Origin of the sequence: Oceanobacillus sp. FSL K6-3682 (genome assembly GCF_037976165.1) — a bacterium.
In the GTDB taxonomy this organism is placed as follows: domain Bacteria; phylum Bacillota; class Bacilli; order Bacillales; family Amphibacillaceae; genus Oceanobacillus; species Oceanobacillus sojae.
The window spans coordinates 4,681,651-4,698,765 of sequence record NZ_CP150263.1 but is presented as its reverse complement, the minus strand read 5'-3'; the positions used below and the strand labels follow the sequence as shown (position 1 = coordinate 4,698,765).

16 protein-coding genes are annotated in these 17,115 nt (G+C 38.7%); 15 read left to right on the top strand and 1 reads right to left on the bottom strand.

Features of this window, described 5'->3' with window-relative positions; translation table 11 throughout:
• Window positions 1-2 precede the first annotated feature (2 nt).
• From MHH51_RS22720 to MHH51_RS22650, 15 genes are all read left to right on the top strand, one after another.
• A complete protein-coding gene (locus tag MHH51_RS22720) occupies window positions 3-857 on the top strand; it encodes a BtpA/SgcQ family protein (protein ID WP_339283748.1) in 855 nt (284 codons plus the stop codon).
• Window positions 858-859: 2 nt separating this feature from the next.
• The gene (locus MHH51_RS22715; protein WP_339283746.1) at window positions 860-1,807 is read left to right on the top strand and encodes a ribokinase; all 948 of its coding nucleotides are present in this window, start codon (window positions 860-862) and stop codon (window positions 1,805-1,807) included.
• Window positions 1,808-1,809: 2 nt separating this feature from the next.
• Entirely contained in the window at window positions 1,810-2,760 is a 951-nt protein-coding gene (locus tag MHH51_RS22710; RefSeq protein WP_339283744.1) for a substrate-binding domain-containing protein, read from the top strand.
• Window positions 2,761-2,784: 24 nt separating this feature from the next.
• Window positions 2,785-3,540 (top strand): ATP-binding cassette domain-containing protein, encoded by a 756-nt coding sequence (locus MHH51_RS22705; RefSeq protein WP_339283742.1) that lies wholly within the window; start codon window positions 2,785-2,787, stop codon window positions 3,538-3,540.
• The gene (locus MHH51_RS22700) at window positions 3,537-4,529 is read left to right on the top strand and encodes an ABC transporter permease (protein ID WP_339283740.1); all 993 of its coding nucleotides are present in this window, start codon (window positions 3,537-3,539) and stop codon (window positions 4,527-4,529) included. Before MHH51_RS22705 ends, MHH51_RS22700 begins: the two co-directional genes overlap by 4 nt.
• Before the next feature lie 22 nt (window positions 4,530-4,551).
• The gene (locus tag MHH51_RS22695) at window positions 4,552-5,574 is read left to right on the top strand and encodes a phosphotriesterase-related protein (RefSeq protein WP_339283738.1); all 1,023 of its coding nucleotides are present in this window, start codon (window positions 4,552-4,554) and stop codon (window positions 5,572-5,574) included.
• Window positions 5,575-5,867: 293 nt separating this feature from the next.
• Window positions 5,868-6,305 carry a MarR family winged helix-turn-helix transcriptional regulator gene (locus MHH51_RS22690; RefSeq protein ID WP_077602701.1) on the top strand — a complete coding sequence of 146 codons (438 nt, stop codon included), beginning with the start codon at window positions 5,868-5,870 and terminating at the stop codon, window positions 6,303-6,305.
• 1 nt (window position 6,306) lies between these two features.
• Complete coding sequence (locus MHH51_RS22685; RefSeq protein WP_339283735.1) at window positions 6,307-7,860, top strand: ABC transporter substrate-binding protein; 1,554 nt, start codon at window positions 6,307-6,309, stop codon at window positions 7,858-7,860.
• Between the two features lie 89 nt (window positions 7,861-7,949).
• Window positions 7,950-8,867 (top strand): ABC transporter permease, encoded by a 918-nt coding sequence (locus MHH51_RS22680; protein WP_339283733.1) that lies wholly within the window; start codon window positions 7,950-7,952, stop codon window positions 8,865-8,867.
• A 12-nt stretch (window positions 8,868-8,879) separates the two neighbouring features.
• Complete coding sequence (locus MHH51_RS22675; RefSeq protein WP_339283731.1) at window positions 8,880-9,788, top strand: ABC transporter permease; 909 nt, start codon at window positions 8,880-8,882, stop codon at window positions 9,786-9,788.
• Between the two features lie 18 nt (window positions 9,789-9,806).
• Complete coding sequence (locus tag MHH51_RS22670; RefSeq protein ID WP_077602697.1) at window positions 9,807-10,793, top strand: ABC transporter ATP-binding protein; 987 nt, start codon at window positions 9,807-9,809, stop codon at window positions 10,791-10,793.
• Window positions 10,794-11,801: a dipeptide ABC transporter ATP-binding protein gene (locus tag MHH51_RS22665; RefSeq protein ID WP_077602696.1), complete on the top strand. Its 1,008-nt coding sequence runs from the start codon at window positions 10,794-10,796 to the stop codon at window positions 11,799-11,801. It begins immediately after the preceding gene.
• Complete coding sequence (locus tag MHH51_RS22660) at window positions 11,782-12,960, top strand: Xaa-Pro peptidase family protein (RefSeq protein WP_339283728.1); 1,179 nt, start codon at window positions 11,782-11,784, stop codon at window positions 12,958-12,960. Before MHH51_RS22665 ends, MHH51_RS22660 begins: the two co-directional genes overlap by 20 nt.
• A gap of 45 nt (window positions 12,961-13,005) precedes the next feature.
• Window positions 13,006-14,190, top strand: coding sequence for a M20 family metallopeptidase (locus MHH51_RS22655; protein WP_339283726.1), 1,185 nt, complete (start codon window positions 13,006-13,008; stop codon window positions 14,188-14,190).
• A gap of 224 nt (window positions 14,191-14,414) precedes the next feature.
• A complete protein-coding gene (locus MHH51_RS22650) occupies window positions 14,415-15,194 on the top strand; it encodes a MurR/RpiR family transcriptional regulator (protein WP_147211412.1) in 780 nt (259 codons plus the stop codon).
• Window positions 15,195-15,283: 89 nt separating this feature from the next.
• Here MHH51_RS22650 and MHH51_RS22645 read toward each other — a convergent pair whose 3' ends face one another.
• Window positions 15,284-16,540 (bottom strand): Zn-dependent hydrolase, encoded by a 1,257-nt coding sequence (locus MHH51_RS22645; RefSeq protein ID WP_339283724.1) that lies wholly within the window; start codon window positions 16,538-16,540, stop codon window positions 15,284-15,286.
• Window positions 16,541-17,115 lie beyond the last annotated feature (575 nt).

The window sequence follows — 17,115 nt, the reverse complement described above, 5'->3', positions numbered from 1 at the left end:
TCGTGAGTGAGACTATATTTGAAAATAAGCCTGACTATATCCGTGAAATCTTTCATACAAACACAGCCGTAATAGGGATGATCCATTTAAAGCCATTACCCGGATCACCTAGATTCTCAGGCGGGAATTTAGATCCTATTTATGATTTTGCTATGAAGGATTTAGAAGCGCTGGAAAGAGCGGGTGTAGATGGAGTTATCATTGAAAATGCTTGGGATATCCCGTTTAGAAAGCCTGATAATATTGGTTATGAAACAGTTGCCAGTATGACTGCTATTGCTCAACGAATAAAAGTACAGACTGATTTGGCTATTGGTATGAATGTCTTGGCGAATGGGGCTTTGCAGGCACTGTCTATAGCACAAGCAGTTGATCTACCTTTTATCAGAGTTAACCAGTGGGTGAATGCTTATATAGCTAATGAAGGCTTTGTTGAGGGGGCTTCAGCTGAAGCAATGAGATATCGCTCTCAAATAAAAGGAGAGAACATTAAAATATTTACGGATGTCCATGTAAAGCATGGGAGTCATTCCATCGTAGCTGATCGATCCATACAGGATCAGACGCATGACAATATATTCTTTGATGCTGACGTATTGATTGCTACTGGAACAAGGACGGGCAATGCTGCAGATCTTAATGAACTTACCGGCATTAAAAATAATAGTACTTTGCCTGTAATTGTAGGTTCGGGGATGAGTGAGGAAAATGCTGAAGAAATATTGCGTATTGCAGATGGATGCATTATAGGAAGCTCCATTAAAGAAAACGGAGAATGGTGGAAAAATGTAAGTGAAGAAAGGACAAAAAAGTTTATGAATATGGTTCATAAAGTAAGGAACGGAAAGGATAATTAACATTGAATATTTCCTCTGCTAATCAAGAATTACTAGTTTGCGGCACGATAAACATGGATTTGTTTGCATATGTGGATAGAATGCCCAGCATAGGGGAGACACTTGCTTCTCGTTTCACAATGAGCACTGCAGGTGGAAAAGCCTTAAATCAGGCAATTGCTGCATCAAGATTAAATGCTAATACCAGATTTATAGGTAAAATAGGTGAGGATTTTTTTGGAACAAATTTAAAAGAAATTCTAATGAAAGAAAATATTAACCTGTGTGATTTAATAGAAGATTCCCGGTTGGAAACGGGCACGTCATTTATTATTGTTAATGGTTCTGGTGACAATACGATCATTACAAATCTAAATGCAAATCAATCTTTATCAATGGATGAAATTGAAAGCGTTTTAACTGATTTGAAATATGTAGAGATAGCATCATTACAGTTGGAAATGCCTGTGAAAGCACGAGAGGAGATTATTAAAAAATTATACGATGCGCGTGTTAGAACGATACTGAACGCAGCTCCTGTAGTTGAAATGTCTAATCAGAGTCTGTCAATGATTGATGTCCTGATTGTAAACGAAGTAGAAGCTAGGCAGATGCTAGGGAAAAATATGAAAACAAAAGAGGACGTAACGAAGCATATTAAGGCTTTAAAACGAAGATATGATCAAAAAGTTATTGTAACGCTGGGTTCGCAAGGATGTGTTTTTGCAGATGGTGAGCAAATAGAACATATTTCAGCACCGCGAGTAGAAGTTATAAATACAACGGGTGCTGGTGATTGTTTTTGTGGGAGCTTCGCAGCAAGATGGCTGAATCATTCTTTTTCAGAGGCAGTGGAATATGCTGTCTACGCATCAGCATTGTCAGTAACCAAACATGGTGCAGTCGAGTCTATGCCGTATTTAGAAGAGGTAAATACCTTTTTTACCAATAAAAAAGCTGAGGAGGGTTAATTGTGCACAAAAAGTGGTTCTTAATGATATTTGTTAGTCTTATTTTGATTTTGACAGCTTGTACGGAAGAGGGACAAGGGGCAGCAGAAACAGCTGTTGAAGGTGATGGAGATTTTGTAGTCGGAATGTCCGTCATTAACCAAGAAGCACTATTCTTTACTGAAATGGTAAAAGGTGCGAAAGAGAAAGCGGAAGAATTAGGCATTACGCTAAATGTCCATAACGCAAACAATGACCAGGTAGAACAAAATAATACGGTAGAGAACTATATAGCCGAGGGAGTAAACGCCATAGTTATTAATGCATATGATCCAGGCTCTTTAAATCCGGTTATTGAGAAAGCGAAAGAAGAAGGAATTATTATCATTTCCGTTGACACGATTATTGAAAGCGATGCGGTCGATGTGCAAATCGGCGTAGATAATGCGGAAGAGAGCGTAAATTTAGCAGCGTATTTTAATGATTATTGGGGAGATGAAGAAGTTAATCTGGGTGTGATAACTGCACTAAATGCACCTATTCAAGTCAACCGTCAGGATAGTTTTATAGATTCCATTGAAAATGCAGAGATTGTTGATATTTTGGACGGAGAAAACGTTCAGGAAAAAGCATTGTCTGCAGCTGAAAACTTATTTATCTCCAATGAAAATTTAGATGCTGTATACATTACGGGAGAACCTGGCTATATTGGAGCTGTTTCTGCGATAAAATCACAGGGTGTACAGGATGGTGTTAAACTTTTTGGATGGGATTTGAGTCCGCAGGTAGTGCAGGGAATTGATGAAGGATTTGTAGAAGCTGTCATTCAACAGCATCCGGACGAATATGGGTCAGAGGCTGTGAATGCTGCCTATGAAATTTTTCAGGGAAATGAAGTAAGTTCACCGCTGGATGTGCCAGCTACCATTGTTACAGAAGATAATATTGATGAATTTCGTGATTTGTTTGAGTAAATGAATAAGAAGGTGGGGGTTTCATTGTCATCGAATTACAGAATTGAAATGAAAAATATACAAAAATCATTTGGAGAAATAAAGTCATTACAAGGTGTTGACCTTAAATTAAAAGAAGGAGAAGTACTGGGGCTGGTTGGAGATAACGGAGCCGGCAAGTCTACATTAATGAAGACGCTGAGCGGGGTTGTTGTCCCAGATTCCGGGGAGTTTTTGTTTGAAGGTAAAAAAGTTAAAATAGACAGTCCTAAAACAGCAAAAGAACTGAATATAGAGACCGTTTTTCAGGATTTATCTCTTTGTGATACGTTAGATGTTGCCAGTAATATGTTCCTTGGAAGGGAACCAGTAAAGTCTATGGGCACGCTAATCGATAAACAAAAATTACATGAAAAATCAAGAGAAGCATTGAACCGATTGGGGATTAATATTACTTCAACAAAGTTAAATGTACAAAATATGTCGGGTGGTCAAAGGCAGGCTGTTGCGATCGCAAGAGCAATGCTGTTTAACCCCAAAGTACTGATTATGGATGAACCTACGGCTGCGTTAGGCGTCAAAGAAGTAAATATGGTGTTAGAGCTTATTAATACAGTTAAGAAACAGGGTGTGAGTGTTATTCTTATCACGCACAGATTACAGGATTTATTTGAAGTCTGTGATCGAATTACCGTCCTCTATGAAGGAAAATGTATTGATGATCGTCCGATAGATGAGTTCACACTGGAAACACTAATCAAATCCATCATGGGTGTACCAGAAGGAGTTCCTGCCTTATGAATTTAGAACAAATTTCACAGGATAGAATTGTAAAAGAAAGTAAATCAAGGGCCTTTGTTAGACAGAACATGTCTACATTAAGTATTTTTGGTATTTTACTGGCAATCAGCATATTTTTCTCAATTATGACTAACTCATTTTTAACGGTTAATAATAGTTTAAACATTATTGTTCAAGTGGCACCAAATATTATTGTAGCAGTAGTCATGACGTTCGTTATTACTACTGGAGGTATTGATTTATCAGTAGGCTCTGTACTAGCTTTAGCAAGTGCACTGACGGCTGTTTTACTATCCAATGGATTCGGCAGTCTGGCAACATTAATAATCGTATTAATTGCTGGTATAGCAGTTGGGTTGATTAATGGGTTTGCTATAGCCCAATTCAAAATACCACCACTTATAGTGACATTAGCCAGCATGATTTATATTAGAGGATTAGCTTTATTGATAACTGGTGGTTATTCCATTGCCATCTTAAGTGAGTATTCTATCTCCCAATTAGGTCAGGGGCGAGTGTTAGGTGTACCAATTGCCGTCATATTTGCAGCCATTTTTGTAGCTTTGGGGATCTTGTTATTAAGAAGTACTAAATACGGGAATTATGTAACAGGTATTGGAATTAATGAAGAAGCGATAAGAAGAACAGGTGTAAATACAGTTAAAGTTAAGATAATGACTTATATGCTGAGCGGTGCTTCTGCAGCATTAGCTGGTATAATTATTGCTACCCGGTTAGGTTCAGGATCATCTAATATTGGTAACATGTTTGAACTCGATATTATAGCGGCTGTGGTACTGGGAGGAACAGCGCTATTTGGAGGTGCTGGAACAGTCGTCGGAAGTGTGATAGGTGTAGCTTTAATTGGCATAATCAAAAACGGGTTGACTCTAATGCATGTGTCTCCATACATTATTCAGATAACAGAAGGCTTAGTTCTACTATTTGCTGTAATACTAAATGTCAGAGTATTCAGAAATAAGAAATAAAACATGTACAGGAGGGCTTTATTTGGGACTTGTAGAAACTGTGAATGGTTCAAAAAACATAAATGAATTAGGCATCACTTTAATGCATGAACACCTATTTACAGATCGCTCACGCTTATGGAAGGATCCTATTGGGCCAGAAAAGCAATTTGCAAATAAACCAGTAAGCATGGACATCCTGGGTGAATTACGGATGAGACCATATAGTAATTATGATAATTGTATTATGATTGATAAGGATTTGGCAGTTCAAGAAGTTCAGTATTTTTATAATGCTGGAGGGTCTGCGATAGTAGATGTAACTCCAGTTGGTATTGGACGAGATCCAATTGCTTTAAAAGAAGTTTCAAGAAGGACAAATGTCCATATCATTATGGGGTCTGGCTATTACTTACATGATACGATTCCAGAATATGTTGAACACTGCTCTATAGAGGAAATAAAAGAATCCATTGTTAAAGATTTGATAGTAGGTGTTGATCATACAAACATAAAAGCAGGAATTATCGGTGAAATTGGTGTTGGAACAAATATGACAGATTTAGAAATAAAGAGTTTAAGAGGGGCTGCCCGAGCTCAGAAGGAAACAGGAAAGCCGCTGACTATTCATACACCGGGTTGGGAGAGACATTGTCATAAGATATTAGACATAGTGGAAGAAGAAGGCGGCAACCTTGAACAAACTATTTTAGATCATATGAATCCCAGTATGAATGAATTGGATTATCAGCTTAGTTTAGCTGAGAGAGGGTGCTATCTGGAATATGACATGATAGGTATTGAAGTGATGTTTCCAGAAGGACAATCTCCTTCTGATGAAGATAATGCAAATGCAATTGTAAGACTCTTAGATAAAGGGTTGTTAGATCAGCTATTGGTTTCTCAGGATATTTTTCTTAAAATGTTTTTAAAAGAATATGGAGGGTATGGTTATTCACATATCATTGAAAACTTTGTGCCGAGGTTGAAAAGTAAAGGAGTTTCTGATGATGAAATACAGGCTCTCTTAATTTCAAATCCGCAAAGAGCATTACGTAGTATGTAAAAGCAGGGCACCCAGTGAATTTTTTAGCTGGGTGCTCTTTTTTTATATTATGTAGTATAGGCTGTGTATATTTCTCAAGGTTAAAAGCAACCTCCATCTCATAGTCAAAACAAATTAGTACTACTATATCTGATTTTTTCATTGAAGTATTGTAATTATCAATATCAGCATTCGGTATTTACTATAAAATAATAGTTGACAAATGCAACTAATATCCATATTATTAAAATAATTATTAGAAAATTTATTATTAAGAGAATCTTAAGTTATCAATAGGCGGTGTCAGAAAAGGTATGGAAGAACAGATTCAAGAAATAAAACGATTTAATAGGTTTTATATAAAAATAATGGGGATTTTATCACTATATGCGGATGGCAGTTCTTTTTCTGCCACAGAGGCAATGATTCTGTATGAAACCAGCAACAAGAAAGATTGCACAGCCAAATATCTTTCCAATTATTTCGTGCTGGATAAGGGATATATTAGTAAGATTCTTCGAAAATTTGAGAAGAGAGAGCTCATAGAAAGAGTTACTTCCAGCAAGGATCGAAGAGTGCAATATATTTATTTGACGTCAAAGGGAAGGGAGGAATTAAAGAAGCTTCAGGACAGAGCAAATGAAAAAGTAGAAGAAATGATTAAAGATATTTCTGAACAGGATGTCGGGGTGTTGATTGAGTCTATGAATAAGATAGAAGCTTTACTAGAAACAAAGAATAGGAGAGATTGAAATGAAAAAAATGTTTTTCTTAGCATTACTTTCAATGATGTTTTTTGTTTTAGCAGCTTGTACAGAAGAAACTGCTGGTGGAGAGGATAGTGGAGGAGAGGGAAGCGGAGATGGAGGAGACTCAAAGGACTCAATTGTCATTGGATTTGAATCCGATGCAGCAACTCTGATGGCTAACACGGATGTAAATTACGTCACAGATGCACAGATAAGGAATATCTATGAACCTCTTATTGAGCGTGATATAGAAACAAAGGATTATGTCCCTAATTTAGCAGAATCATGGGAAAATATCGATGAATTAACATGGCGCTTTCAGCTGAAGGAAGGGGTAACCTTTCATAATGGCGCTGAATTTAATGCAGATGCTGTGAAGTTCAGTATTGATTATATTTTAGATGAATCCAATCAATCTTTTTATCGTTCACGCTGGGTGGACATTGAGGAAGTAACTGTTATATCTCCTTATGAAATAGAAATAACAACATCCAGACCCTTCCCGGATTTAATGGAGAGAATCACAGAGGATTTGCTGATTATGGAGCCGGGGTATGTTGAGGACGTTGGGAACGATACAGCTGCCAATGAGCCAGTGGGGACAGGTCCTTATCAATTCGTGGAATGGTCACGCGATAATCATCTGAAATTAGCAGCTTATGATGATTATTGGAAAGGAGAGCCGGAGATTAAGAATGTTGAATTTCGTTATATTCCGGAGTTCAGCTCCCGATTATCAGCCTTCTTAAGTGGAGAAGTTGATTTATTTAAAAATATCCCGGTAGACTCCGTAGCAGAAATTGAAAATGATGATAACTCTAAAATAGGAGAGGCTTCTTCATCAAGAATCAATTATGTTGCTTTGAATACATTCCATGATGGACCTCTTCAGGATCAAAAGGTACGTCAGGCGATTAACTATGCTGTCGATGTAGATTCTTTGCTGGAAAATGTTTTAAACGGGTACGGCACAAAGATTACCGGCCCATTATCACCTGTTAACTCCGGCTATGTAGAAACAGAGGATTATGGTTATGACCCGGATAAAGCTGTTGAACTGATTGAAGAAGCAGGGTACACACCCGAAGAGATTAGTTTGACTTTAGAAACACCAAGCGGACGTTATCCTATGGATAATCAGGTAGCACAAGCGATTGCTGCACAGCTTGGAGAGATTGGTATTCAAGTAGATGTTTCTGTAAATGAATGGGGAAATCATTTAGAGAGAATTCAAAACAGAGAAATGGGAGATATGTTTATTCTTGGATGGGGACCTGCTTTTGAACAGCAGGGAACAATCGGAAACTTATTTACGGAAGATGCTCCTTATAGCAGTTTTCATGATGAAGAGATTGATCAGGAAATCTATGATGCTAACGGCACTTTCGATCCGGACGATCGCTTCGATGCCTATGCAGAGCTTCAGCGTAAGTTAGTTGAGCAGGCGGTTTGGGTTCCATTATGGCAGCAGGCTGATTTATATGCAGTCAGATCAGATTTGGACTTTGAGCCAAGAGTGGATGAAAGAATTGTGATATACGATATGTCCTGGGAGTAGGAATGATGCGAGGGTGGAAGGAAATACAGGTTTCTTTCCGCCTTTTTAATACAAAGATATTGCATAGAAACCAGTAAAGGGGGACAACCATGCTAGATTTCATTGTGAAGCGTTTTTTTCAAGGAATACTAGTTGTATTTTTAGTCCTTACGGCAGTTTTCTTTTTAATGCGTTTGTCTGGAGATCCAACAACACTTTTCCTGCCTCAGGATGCTTCCAGAGAACAGATTGAGGCATTTCAGCACCAAATGGGGTTAGACAGGCCGCTCTATGTGCAGTATGGGGAATTTATGGGTAATGCCGTTCAGGGAGATTTTGGTGAATCATTAAGAACGCAACAGGATGCATTGCAAAGTGTGCTGGATCGTTTGCCGGCTACCTTTCAATTAGCAGCGGCAGCACTAATTCTTGCTTTAGTTATAGCTATTCCATTAGGAGTTTTGTCTGCTTATTACCGCAATTCTATTTTTGACCGGGTTGCAGTTGGATTAACGGTTATCGGTCAGGCTATTCCAACATTCTGGATGGGACTGCTTCTGATATTTTTATTTGCCGCGCAGTTGAAAATATTACCGTCTGGCGGAGCAGGAACATCAATACATATGATTCTGCCCATGCTTACCTTAGCTTTCTATAGTACGGCCAGATTCACCAGGTTTACAAGGTCAGCGATGCTCGATGTTCTTCAGCAGGATTTTATTCGTACTGCAAAAGCTTCCGGTACGCCGACGTTTCCGCTGATAATGAAATATGCTTTAAAAAATTCATTGATTCCAATTATTACACTGGTGGCTCTAGATCTTGGCGAGCTGCTTGGCGGAGCGGTCATTACAGAAATTGTCTTTTCGTGGCCGGGAGTTGGCCGATTGATTGAACAAGCGCTGATGACAAGGGATTTTCCGGTAGTGTTAGCTGGTGTATTTATTATTGCATTAATTTATACAGTGATTAATTTCCTGGCAGATGTAATCTATGCGTATGTTAATCCGCAAATTCGAGTAAAGTAGGTGAGCGTTTCTATGGCTTCTAGTATACCAAATGAACCACTGATTCCAGAAGACGATTCGCTGGCATTTTCCCAAAAGACAAAGGCAGCAGAATGCTTTACCAGCCTGTTGCACAGCTGGACGGGACTGCTGGGAGTTGCGATTATTTTCATCTTACTCTTTCTAAGTATTTTTGGACATTGGATTGCGCCATATGATCCTGTCAAAACGGAATTGACTGCAAAGCTTCTACCTCCTTTAACAGATGGACATTTGTTAGGGACAGATCATTTAGGCCGGGATTTGCTTTCCAGAATTATTTTAGGAGCACGAATATCTGTGATTATTGGTTTATCTACGGTTTTAATTGCAGGATTGATTGGTACGGTTATCGGAATTATATCCGGCTTTTTCCGGGGCTGGATTGATATTGTGTTGATGCGTCTGGTCGATGTACAGCTGAGCTTTCCGTTTATTTTACTGGTGCTTATTATTAATGCTGTTCTGGGAGCGGGTCTAAAGAATATCATTATCTCGCTTGCTATTGGAGGCTGGGTCATTTTTGCACGGGTAATTAGAAGTGAAGTTCTTGCTTTGCGTGAGAAGGATTTTATCCAGGCTGCTGTAGCAACCGGCGTTTCCCGATTTGAAATCCTGATAAAGCATATTGTTCCGAATCTATTTACACCAATGATTATTCTTGCTTCTTTGCAGATAAGTTCGTTTATTATTGCGGAAGCTTCTGTCAGCTTTCTAGGATTCGGCGTGCAGCCTCCGACGCCTGCTTGGGGGAATATGTTAAGCGAAGGGAAAGATTTTATATTTAGTGCCTGGTGGTTAATTACATTTCCCGGGTTAGCTATTATTATCACTGCACTTGGCATTAATTTGTTTGGGGATTGGCTGAGAGATACGTTAGATCCGAAGATCAAAGGGAAATAGCAGGGAGGTGTTTTACCAGTGGCAGAATCCATTTTAGAAATTAAGGACTTAAAGATTCAGTTTCAAAATGGGAAGCACATTGTGCAGCCGATTCGAGAAGTGAGCTTTCAAATCAAGGCAGGACAAACAGTTGGGATTGTAGGTGAGTCTGGAAGTGGAAAAAGTGTTACCTCCCTGGCGGTGATGGGGTTACTTCCGGACAGAATAAGCAGTATTCCTTCAGGAGAAATATTATTTGATGGAAAAGAATTAACAAAGTTGAAGGAAAAAGAATGGCGTAAAATACGCGGGAATGAAATTTCAATGATTTTTCAAGAACCGATGACATCATTGAATCCTGTATTTACAATTGGACAGCAATTAAGTGAACCGCTAAAAAGGCATCGCCAATTATCAAATAAAGAACAAAAAGCAGCGATTATAAAAGTACTGAAACAGGTCGGCATTCCTCGTCCGGAACAAATTATTCATGAATATCCGCATCAGCTGTCTGGAGGAATGAGACAGCGTGTAATGATATCTATGGCATTATTATGCGAACCGAAGCTTATGATTGCTGATGAGCCGACAACGGCACTGGATGTAACGATACAGGCACAAATCTTATCGCTGTTGAAAAAGATAACGAGTAAGAAGGATAGGAGCTTAATGTTAATTACGCATGACTTAGGTGTTGTTGCGGAAATGTGTGACTGGGTGGTTGTCATGTATGCAGGAGAAATCGTAGAATCGGCAGAAGTCAATGAATTATTTGATCGTCCTTTGCATCCTTACACTAGAGGACTGATTCAATCACTGCCTTCAAATAATGAGCGGAAAAGTAAGCTATACGCTATTCAAGGGCAGGTTCCCAAGCCGGAGCAGGTAAAACAGGGATGCATTTTCGCTAACCGTTGTCCGTTAGCAATGGAAAAGTGTTTTCAAGAATCGCCGCCTGCATTTCAGGAAGATGGACATCTTAGTAAGTGCTGGTTACAAAGCTCTGATGAAGGTGTGGTGAGGTAAATGGCAGAGGATTATCTAGTAAAAGTCCAAAACCTGAAGAAATATTATGAGGTTTCTAAGGGAATGTTTAAACAAAAAACAATCATTCGAGCTGTTGATGATGTGAGTTTTTCGATTAAGCGTGGAGAAACATACGCTTTAGTTGGTGAATCGGGATGCGGAAAGTCAACAACAGGGAAGACAATTTTAGGTTTAACGGATGCAACTGCCGGGGAAATTTATTTCCAGGGAAAAGACATTACAAAGATCAGCTACAGCGATATGAGGAAGCTCAGAAAAGATTTTCAAATGATTTTTCAGGATCCGTATGCTTCCTTGAATCCTAAGAAGACTGTGCGGGAAATCTTAATGGAGCCTCTGCGAATCCACAAAAAGTTTGAAGGAAAGGAGCGTGAAAAGAAAATACATGAGATTTTAGAAATTGTGGGACTATCTAAATCTCATTTGCATAGATATCCTCATGAATTTTCTGGAGGACAGCGGCAGAGAATCGGCATAGCCAGAGCTGTCATTTTACAGCCGGACTTTATTATTGCCGATGAGCCAGTTTCTGCATTGGATGTCTCTGTACAATCTCAGGTCATCAATCTAATGCTTGATTTACAGAAGGAATTCGGATTAACGTATCTATTTATTTCTCATGATTTAAGTGTTATTGAGCACATGACAGATAGAGTAGCAGTCATGTATTTAGGGAAAATTGTGGAGGTAGCGGAGACTGAGGAGCTATTTGAAAATCCCAAGCACCCTTATACCCAGGCGTTAATTTCTGCAGTTCCAGTTGCTCATCCACGAGAAGAGAGGAAAAGAATTATTTTAAAAGGTGATGTCCCAAGTCCCGCCAATCCCCCCAAAGGTTGTCCGTTCCATACAAGGTGTCCTTTTGCTATGGACATTTGCAGTGAAAAAGCTCCTGAGGAAGTTTTCTTTACGGATGGACATAAGGCGACTTGTCATCTATATACAAATTCAAAGGAGGAAATAAAAGATGTTATTAGAAATTCCTAAGTCTGAATTTAAAGAACGCCAGCAGAAATTCATTGAAAAGGTGGAAGGGAGAAGCTGTGATGTGGCTGTTATATTTGCAGTTGCCGATATTTTTTATTTAACAGGTTTCCATTTTCATCCCACGGAAAGACCGATTGGGCTAGCCGTTGATTCCAACCATCAATTCCATTTGTTTGTACCTCAATTGGAGCATGAGCATGCAGAAGAGTATTCTGTTGTCGACCATGTTCATTCATATCCTGAATACCCAGGTATCAAGCATTCTATGGAATATTTTAAAGAAGTCCTTATTGATAATGGATTTGAAGGGAAAACAGTTGGGTATGATTCTATCGGCTACGGGTCTTCCATGGGATATGAAGGACCGAGTATTGATCAGCTTATTACAGCAAAATCGTTTCAATCTCTGCGAGGAGTTATAGAAGAATTGCGATTTGTAAAATCACGAAATGAAATAGAGCTTATTAAAGAGTCTTGCCGCTGGGGGAATTTAGCGCATCGTTTATTGCAAAAGTACACGAAAGCCGGAGTAAGTGAAATCGAAATTACAACAAAAGCGTCTAACGAAGCCACTTTGGCTATGATTGAAACCTTAGGTCCAGAATATAAGCCGCACGGCGGAACAGCACATGCCATTTTTAGAGGCCAGATTGGACCTGAATCTGCTTTCCCGCATGCTGTGACACAAAATATTATTCTATCAAAAAGGGATACCTTAGTAACAGGAGCGGGAGCAAGTGTTTTTGGCTATAACAGTGAGCTGGAAAGAGTTATGTTTGTGGAAGAATTTTCTCCAGAGCAGGAAAAGCATTTTGATTATATGTATAGAGCACAAGAGGTTGCTTTTAAAGCTATTCAGCCAGGAAAACCTTTCTCCTTTGTAGAGGAGCAGGTACAGGAATTCTTTAAACAGGAAGGTATTACGGAACTGACCAGACACCATACAGGGCATAATATTGGTATACTTGGACATGAAGCTCCTTTCTTTGATTTAGGAGATCATCGGGAAATGAAACCGGGAATGGTTGTTACAGTTGAACCGGGAGTTTATGTACCGGGGTTAGGCGGATTCAGACATTCGGATACTGTTTTGATAACGGAAAATGGCATAGAAATGCTCACCTACTACCCAAGAGACTTAAATTCATTAATTTGTTAGAATAGTATTTATGTTATAAAATTTAAAACGCGGAGGTAAGGGAGCATGAAGGAAAAGGACTTATTGTATGGGAATTTAGATGATACTTATGAAGAAATTGCAGCTATTAGAAGGCATCTGCATCGGCATCCAGAATTGTCGTTTCAAGAGAAGGAGACACCGGAATATATCGCAGCATTTCATGAAAAGCTGGGCCATCGCGTACGAACCAATGTAGGAGGAAACGGAGTTGTAGCCTATTTAGAGGGAGCAAATCCAGGACCTACTATAGCGCTGCGTGCTGATTTTGATGCCTTACCTATTCAGGAAGAAACGGATCTCCCTTTTCAATCTGAAAATCCAGGGGTAATGCATGCTTGTGGACATGATGGGCATACAGCAACACTGCTTGGTTTAGCGAAAGTATTAAATGGAATGAAAGAAGATTTAGCAGGAACTGTTGTGTTTATTCATCAGCATGCAGAAGAAATGATTCCAGGCGGTGCAAAACCAATGATTGAGGATGGCTGCTTAGATGGAGTCGACGTGATTTTTGGTACACATCTGCAAGCTCAGGTTCCTCTTGGTGAAATTCGTTACCGGGTAGGTCCTCTCCAGGCTGCAGCAGATTTCTTTGATATTCATATTCAGGGAAAAGGCGGTCATGGAGCATCACCTCATCAGACAAAGGATAGTATTTTAATAGGGAGCCAGCTTGTAACGAATTTACAGCAAATAGTCAGCAGAAAGGTAGACCCATTAGATCTGGCGGTTGTTTCTGTAGGATCCTTTGAAGCAAAAAATGCGAATAATGTGATTGCTGATACAGCACTCTTAAAAGGAACTGTCCGTACTTTTGATAAAAAAGTACAAGATTTGATTGAAAACGAGATGGAGACAATTGTTGCTTCTACCTGTGCATTATCTGGTGCAGAAGGTGTTTTAAATTATCAGAGAGGCTATCCGGCTCTTGTCAATCATGCAGAGGAAACAGCCTTTGTTGCTGAACTGGCAAAAGAAGTGCCTGGAGTTAAAGAGGTAACAGAATCACCGAAAATCATGGGTGGAGAGGACTTTTCTTATTATCTCCAACATGTGAAGGGTACATTTTTCTTTACAGGTGCTGAGGTTACCGGCAAGCCGACGTATCCGCATCATCATCCGAAATTTGATATTGATGAAAGAGGATTGCTTATTGCAGCTAAGGTATTGGGTACAGCGGTGTTAGATTATATGGCTGAGAATAAATAGATGAGTAAAGCACTTAGACGGGTGAATAACCTTTCTAAGTGCTTTTCTTATTACTAAGAATTTACTAGGAAATCCTCGTCCTTAGCTGTAGGAGACATGGTATTTATTAGCCGCTTTTTACACAAAAAGATTGTGTTATACTATTCAAAAGAAACAGGATGCAATTCCATAGGATAGATAGTGCTGAGATTTTAATAAAAACATACTTTAAGGAGAGACAGCAAATGAATCTGGAGGCACTGATTAATAAGCATTATGAAGAATTAAATGATAATGATTTACATGTTGTCAGCTTTATCAGTCAGAATATTGACGTGTGCAAGGATAAAACTGTCACGGAAGTCGCGAAGTACTGCAATGTTTCCTCTTCGACGGTTATACGTACAACTAAAAAGCTTGGATTTCATGGCTACAGCGAATTTCGTTACTTCTTAAAAGAAGAGGCTGAACGAATGAGCAAGGCAAATCTGCAAAGTAACAGCCACTATTTTAACAGCTCTAATTTGCTGAAGGATGTGACAGAAACAATTAAGCTTTTTGAGGAAGATAAGAGCTTAGAGGAGATTTATCATCGTTTATTAAATGCAAAACGCATTTTTGCTTATGGAACAGGTTATGGACAGGATTTAATGTTAAAAGAATTCTCGAGATGTCTGTGGAATCACAACATTTATCTTAATATAATTCCAAGTAAAACGGAGCTTGAATTACTTTCTCATACAATCAATTCAGATGACTTAATCCTGGTTGTATCCCTTTCCGGAAATATGAAGTCAATTGATTCCATGATTAAAAATATAGCAGTAAAAAATGTGCCGATGATTTCTGTTACCGTATTTTCACGGAATGAATTAGCCTATATTGCTGACTATAATTTGTATTATCAGGTCTCGAATATCAATAAAGTCAATCAATTGAATGATTCATCCTTCTGTACATTAAATCTAATTCTCAGTCTGCTGTACGAAGGATTTACAAATTATAAGAAAACGCATGTATCATAATTTCAATCTTCTTCCATATAAAAAAGAGATGCTTATGCAGGAAAAGTATTCACCCCTGTATAAGCATCATTCACCCTGTTTTGACAGGGCTATTTACATATTTCCATTACTAAATGGAGCATTACATTAATGCCTTTTTCTAAATCCTCATAATCTGTCCATTCATCTGGATGATGAGAGACTCCATCCTTGCTTGGAACATAAATCATATTTGTTGGAATAAAATCGGCCGTAATCATAGCATCATGCCCGGTGCCGTTATTAATAATCGCATATTTGTAATTCAGTTTTTCACATATTTCCTTCATGATATCTACATTTTCTTTTAACATAACACTTGGCGGTGTAGGATTACTATAGCCAATCCTGGCCATTTCAATTAATTCAGTTTTTACGTTTGTCCGTTTAGTAATTTCGTTTAATACTTCTGTCAATTGATCATGTAAGTTAATCCCCTGAAGCATTTCCGCATCAAAGGTTCTAACCTCCACCTTTGCCTGTACAAAATCCGGAACAAATTGATGCGAATTAGGTGAAATATCCAATTCCCCGACCATTCCAGTAATGCCTTCTCCCAGTCCGTCGATAATCTGATTTACAGCTGAAACAAACTGTGATGCTGCAAGCAGGGCATCCTTCCGATTGGCCATTGGTGCAGTGGAATCAGCCAGCTCTCCATGAAAATTGACTTTGTATCTTCCTATCCCTGGAATATATTCAATAAGTCCGACAGGTGTATCCGTACTGTCGAGAATAGGTCCTTGTTCAATATGCAGTTCAATAAAATTTCTGATGGATTCTTTGTCCCTCTTTGCGCTTTTTAAATCTGGAATCAAGCCGTATTCCTTCATGGCTTCTCTTTTCGTTAGACCATGCCTGTTTTTTACTTTATCCAGTTCCTCTTCCGTTAGCGTGCCGACAAGTGCTCTTGAGTTGGATACACCGGTGCTCGGTCCGAATGTTTCTCCTTCTTCAGCATTCATGGCAATCATTTCAATCGGAAATTCATTTTCAATATTGTTTTCATGGAAAACACGTAAAACCTCTAATGCAGCGATGGTGCCTGCTGTTCCATCGAATGCTCCTCCGTTAACAACAGAATCGTAGTGGGAACCGATCATAATGACTGGAGCGTCTGGATTTTTTCCTTCTCTGCGTCCGAAAAGTGTGGAAAATCCATCCTCCCATACGTTTAAGCCAATCTTCTCCATTTCGTTTTTTATATACGCTTTTGCCAGCTTATCTTCCTTTGAATAGGAGGAGCGGGTAACCCCTTGACCCGGTGTAGATGTAAAAGCAGCTAATGTCTCAATATCTCTAATGATTCTATCTAGGTTTACTTTCATTGTATCTTCTCCCTTAAAATTATTGAGCTATATTCGCGCTAATCGTATCACTTGAAAATAGGCAGTACAATATTTGGAAGCGAAGAAGATGGAATAATCACATTTTGAATAATCATTTAGGTCTGGAAAAATAATACGGAGAGCTTAAGCATTGATATAACAGTATTTTTTAAGATTAATTCCTGCTCGATAAAGCTGATTTACAGATTTATTTCAAATTCTGATCTCACAGAAATTTATCAGGGTTACATATTGTTGATCGGATGAAATTTTTCACTATATCCTTCTCAATCTGTATTCAGCCGGACTTTTTAACATCATAAATCCAATTTTTAAGGCTGCCTGAATATTTAATCCGAATTTGAATGAAAAATCAGAAACAGGTTATGAATTTAAAAAAGGGAAAGGATATTGTTCAGGTCATTCGACGGTGATACAATCCTCTTAAATCGCGATGAAAAGGCTTTCTGTAAGCGCAGTTTCTCTAGAGAAGATATTATACAAATTAATTACTTATTTGGAGGCGGTTAATTACGTTAAATCAATTAAAATAGATAATATGATTTTGCAAGTGC